This window comes from Hufsiella arboris (genome assembly GCF_009834875.1).
Classification (GTDB): Bacteria; Bacteroidota; Bacteroidia; order Sphingobacteriales; family Sphingobacteriaceae; genus Hufsiella_A; species Hufsiella_A arboris.
In genome coordinates, this window is the sequence record NZ_WVHT01000026.1 from 1 (window position 1) to 3,931 (window position 3,931).

Consider the following 3,931-nt stretch of genomic DNA (forward strand, 5'->3'; position numbering starts at 1 on the left):
GTTTTGGTCCTTTCCAGCTGAAGGGAAAGAATTAGGCCTACCCGGCCATGAGGGTGAAGCGTATTGATGAATGTAAGAGAGTGTTCTGATGAGTTGTTTTTTGCAAACATGAATGTCAGCCGGGCTCATTGCCGCCCGGTGGCTAGTCCTTTCCCAGTCGATGGAAAGGACCAAAGATCTTGAGCTTTCCGAAGGCGCCTCTGCCGCACAAATCAATCACACAATTTCCTTGCAATACGGGCTGCATTTTTCAAATGCTGAGGCCCTTTCCCTTACACAATCCCAACCTTGCAAGGAAATTCTCCCGGCGCTGTCGGAAAGCTCGCATACTATCAATGGTTGTAATTTATGATCGGCAGTCGGGGCAGTGCCAGAAATATCTGTAGTTTCATTAATCAACGGCAGGAAGCAAACGCTCATAGCTAACTGCCGTTGATCGGGGGCACCGGCCTCAGCGGATTCAGCGTTAAGAAAGTTTGTGGTGATGGCGTTTTGATTCCTTTCATTTTGCACTGACAAGCAGATGAAGCGAGTGTTGCATGAACGCTCGGTCAATGCTGCCATTCACGCGGCTCTTCGCTGCGTTCACGCTATCAGCATAAACTTTTAGCTGAAGATCGGTGAAGCCGGCGGCATTTTGGATACTTTTCTGCTGTAGGAAAAGTATCTAGGCTTGCCCGGCTATGAGGGCTATGTAATTCTATACCGATCTACACCGCGGGGGCACTCCACTTTTATTCAGGTTGTTTATTGTTCTTCAAAGGCCTTCATGAGCTCCTTTCAGTCGGTTTTCTTGATAAAAAAGTTGGCAAAAAATCAAGAAAAGAAATAAGCTTCAGCCGCACTGTCACACGCATGGCCCGAGTGCTTAGCGGCAAGCCGAAGCATCTTTTCAGCCCACCGCGCCCGGATTTCACGCCTACCTGCATGGCGCCGAAACAGGCAGTGCTGCCTTTATTAGCAGTTCCATTAAATCAATGGGATGAAGCAAACGTTCATACCAACACGCTTAAGATTGACGCTATAGTTCGGTAAGGAAAAATAGGAGAGGAATAACTCCGTTCAGCAAATAAAAAATGAGATTTTGTAACTTTAACCAACAGTGTCATCTAATAGATAATGCACAGAATGCCAATGTATTCCTGCGCTTTGACGTCAACGACGCCTGATCGTGCTAACCAGACAACAAACTAAAACCAATATGACAACTAAAACCAATTTCATTGCGTTAATCCTCGCCTTTATGAGCCTGGTGAGTTGCAAAACGAGTCAGCTTAAAAACTCATTCGCCCCTGAAACCGGAATGTTTAAGGTGGAGGTACTTTACCCAAACGGAGATGGTAAGACCTTCAACATGGATTATTATGAAAACAAACACATGCCTATGGTGGCTGGATTTTTAGGTAAAAACTTGAAATTTTATGAAATTGACAAAGGCATCGCCGGCAGGACACCAAATGATAAAGTGCCTTACCTGGCTGTCGGTTATTTTTACGTGAAGGATGTAGCCGAATATAATAAAGCGATAGGGCAAAACAGGGAAGCTGTTGTCAGCGACTTTAAAAATTATACCAATATCCAGCCGGTGATACTGATCAGTGAAATTAAACAGGTAAGAAGCCCAGAGACGAAGTAAGTCATTGAAACGGCTACCAGGTCATAGCCTATAAAACCACGCTATTGTTCAGTGGAAACATGCGGACAGAAATGAATTTATACTAACTTTTACAATAAATATTTCAGAATGGCAAAACAGATCTTTATCAACTTAGCCGTAAAAGACCTGCAGAAATCTACGGACTTTTACACTGCTCTTGGTTTTATAAATAACCCTCAATTTTCGGACGACGCCGGAAAATGTATGGTTTGGAGCGACAATATTTTTGTGATGCTTTTGACACACGACAAGTTTGCAACGTTTGCTACAAAGCCTATTGCAGACACAAAAAGCAAGCTCGCCGGCCTTTTTTCATTGTCATTAAACAGTATCGATGAAGTAAACAACACAATGGAAAAAGGACTTAAAGCAGGAGGGATTGAACCCAACGAAATAAGAGATTATGGTTTTATGCAGCAGCGGACGATCGAAGACTTTGACGGCCACACCTGGGAGATTTTCTATATGGACATTTCAAAATTTCCAACCGGATAACCAGTGGAATAATAATGACGAACGGTGAAGCCACCTGCCGGTAATAGCGATATAATCGCAGTTCTTATATAGCCGCGTTTCGAACCTGCTGTATATCCACAAGTTTTAATATCATTGCCTTAAGCCGGAAGACTCTTTTTTGTTGGGTCAAACCAACCCGTCAGACGGCTTACCGATAACAAACATGATGCCGTCAGACGGGTATTACATTTATGAATACCGGTCTAATGCTTTGCGTCTGACCGGATGAGCGGAAAAAAGATGTCGGTACATAGCTGCTCTCAAACCAGGAAGATGCTGGTATTCAAAGCCTCTTTCAGCACAGTTCGGGCGGCGTAATCTTAACATTACAACAGCGGGATTCTATCGCTTGTAGCGAAAAGATAAAAGCTTGCCTGATGAACGAGAGTTTGTAACTTTAATCAACCTGTTATAAAATTCAAAATATCAGATGTTATGGCAAAATTAACGGCAATAGCTAGCTTGTATTTAATAGCGTTTTTATACAGCTGCTCACTTTTCGGCCAGGTTAAGATCGCACATTCCGAATTAGGTAAGTTAAAATTTACGAACACAGGCGAACTCGACATTCAACCGTCTGCTACGTCATCTAAAGACGATTTTGATTTTTTAGTTGGAAAATGGAAGTTGAAAGACAAAAAGCTGAAGTCGAGGTTAACCGGCAGTAATGAATGGGTTGAATTTGAATCCACAGTAGAAATGCGCAAGCTGTTGAATGGAATAGGAAACATGGATATTTACAGAACTACTGTTGATGGTAAACCTTTTGAGGGCGTTGCTCTGCGTGTATTTAATCCAAAAACAAAACTCTGGAGCATCTATTGGGTAGACGGCAATACCGGGGTAATGGATCCGCCCGTTGTCGGTTCATTTGAAGGAAATATCGGCCGATTTTATTGCAAGGACAAGTTCAGGGGAAAAGATATTATCGTGGTGTTTCAATGGGACAAAACCGATCCGGACAACCCTGTTTGGAGCCAGGCATTTTCTCCTGACAATGGCAATACATGGGAATGTAATGCTACCAATACTTCTCATAAAGTTGAGTAAAACCGGTATGGACCCAACATCATCGCATGTTTCAATAATATGAAACGATAAAATAAACTTTCATGACCGAAGAAGATCAGCTATGGCAAAAGAAGAAATCAAAACATATATCGCCAGTCAGCCAGAACCAAAACGCGGCGACATGCAAGAGTTGCATCAAATCATTCTGGATCTAAAACCAGCATGTAAATTATGGTTCCTGGACGGTAAAAACGATGAAGGTAAAATTGTTTCCAATCCTAATATCGGATATGGTTTTTACACGATAAAGTATGCTGACGGAACAACCAGGGAGTTTTATCAGATTGGTTTGAGCGCAAACACAACCGGAATTTCCGTCTATATCCTTGGTCTCGATGATAAGACGTACTTATTCCGAACGTATGGAGAAAAAATAGGCAAAGCGAGCGTAACCGGGTACTGCATCAAGTTCAAAATGCTAAAAGATATAAACATTGAAATACTTAAAGCGGCGATACAATACGGGTTTGAGGCGCAGAAATGAAGATGGTAAGCTTTGAAGTAAAAATTACGAATTGTACCAGTAAAGCACTGTTTAATAAGGTATTTTTAAGAAAAGCAATGTCTTGTGTTTATTGGCCCCGATAGTCCCGCTGTACGTTGCAAGTTTTTTGACAAACGTAGCTGCGTTATGAAGGTCTCTGCTACAAAAAAGCTTTCCACTTCCATCGCGTTTATTGATGACCG

The 3,931-nt window shown here is 42.3% G+C and carries 5 protein-coding genes; 4 read left to right on the top strand and 1 reads right to left on the bottom strand.

Annotated elements, in window-relative coordinates; genetic code table 11:
* Positions 1-216: 216 nt before the first annotated feature.
* A complete protein-coding gene (locus GS399_RS20415) occupies positions 217-564 on the bottom strand; it encodes a hypothetical protein (RefSeq protein ID WP_160846514.1) in 348 nt (115 codons plus the stop codon).
* A 637-nt stretch (positions 565-1,201) separates the two neighbouring features.
* On the opposite strand from GS399_RS20415, the gene GS399_RS20425 reads away from it, so the two are divergent.
* The 4 genes from GS399_RS20425 to GS399_RS20440 all read left to right on the top strand — a co-directional run bounded on the left by GS399_RS20425 (position 1,202) and on the right by GS399_RS20440 (position 3,728).
* Entirely contained in the window at positions 1,202-1,636 is a 435-nt protein-coding gene (locus GS399_RS20425) for an EthD family reductase (protein WP_160846516.1), read from the top strand.
* A 108-nt stretch (positions 1,637-1,744) separates the two neighbouring features.
* A complete protein-coding gene (locus tag GS399_RS20430) occupies positions 1,745-2,152 on the top strand; it encodes a VOC family protein (protein ID WP_160846517.1) in 408 nt (135 codons plus the stop codon).
* Between the two features lie 456 nt (positions 2,153-2,608).
* Positions 2,609-3,223, top strand: coding sequence for a hypothetical protein (locus GS399_RS20435; protein ID WP_202409536.1), 615 nt, complete (start codon positions 2,609-2,611; stop codon positions 3,221-3,223).
* A gap of 82 nt (positions 3,224-3,305) precedes the next feature.
* Positions 3,306-3,728, top strand: coding sequence for a DUF1801 domain-containing protein (locus tag GS399_RS20440; protein WP_160846518.1), 423 nt, complete (start codon positions 3,306-3,308; stop codon positions 3,726-3,728).
* The last annotated feature ends 203 nt before the right edge of the window (positions 3,729-3,931 follow it).

Coding starts and splice junctions, on each gene's coding strand:
- GS399_RS20415 (WP_160846514.1), bottom strand. CDS start 564: ATGGCAGCATTGACCGAGCGTTCATGCAACACTCGCTTCATCTGCTTG.
- GS399_RS20430 (WP_160846517.1), top strand. CDS start 1,745: ATGGCAAAACAGATCTTTATCAACTTAGCCGTAAAAGACCTGCAGAAA.
- GS399_RS20425 (WP_160846516.1), top strand. CDS start 1,202: ATGACAACTAAAACCAATTTCATTGCGTTAATCCTCGCCTTTATGAGC.
- GS399_RS20440 (WP_160846518.1), top strand. CDS start 3,306: ATGGCAAAAGAAGAAATCAAAACATATATCGCCAGTCAGCCAGAACCA.
- GS399_RS20435 (WP_202409536.1), top strand. CDS start 2,609: ATGGCAAAATTAACGGCAATAGCTAGCTTGTATTTAATAGCGTTTTTA.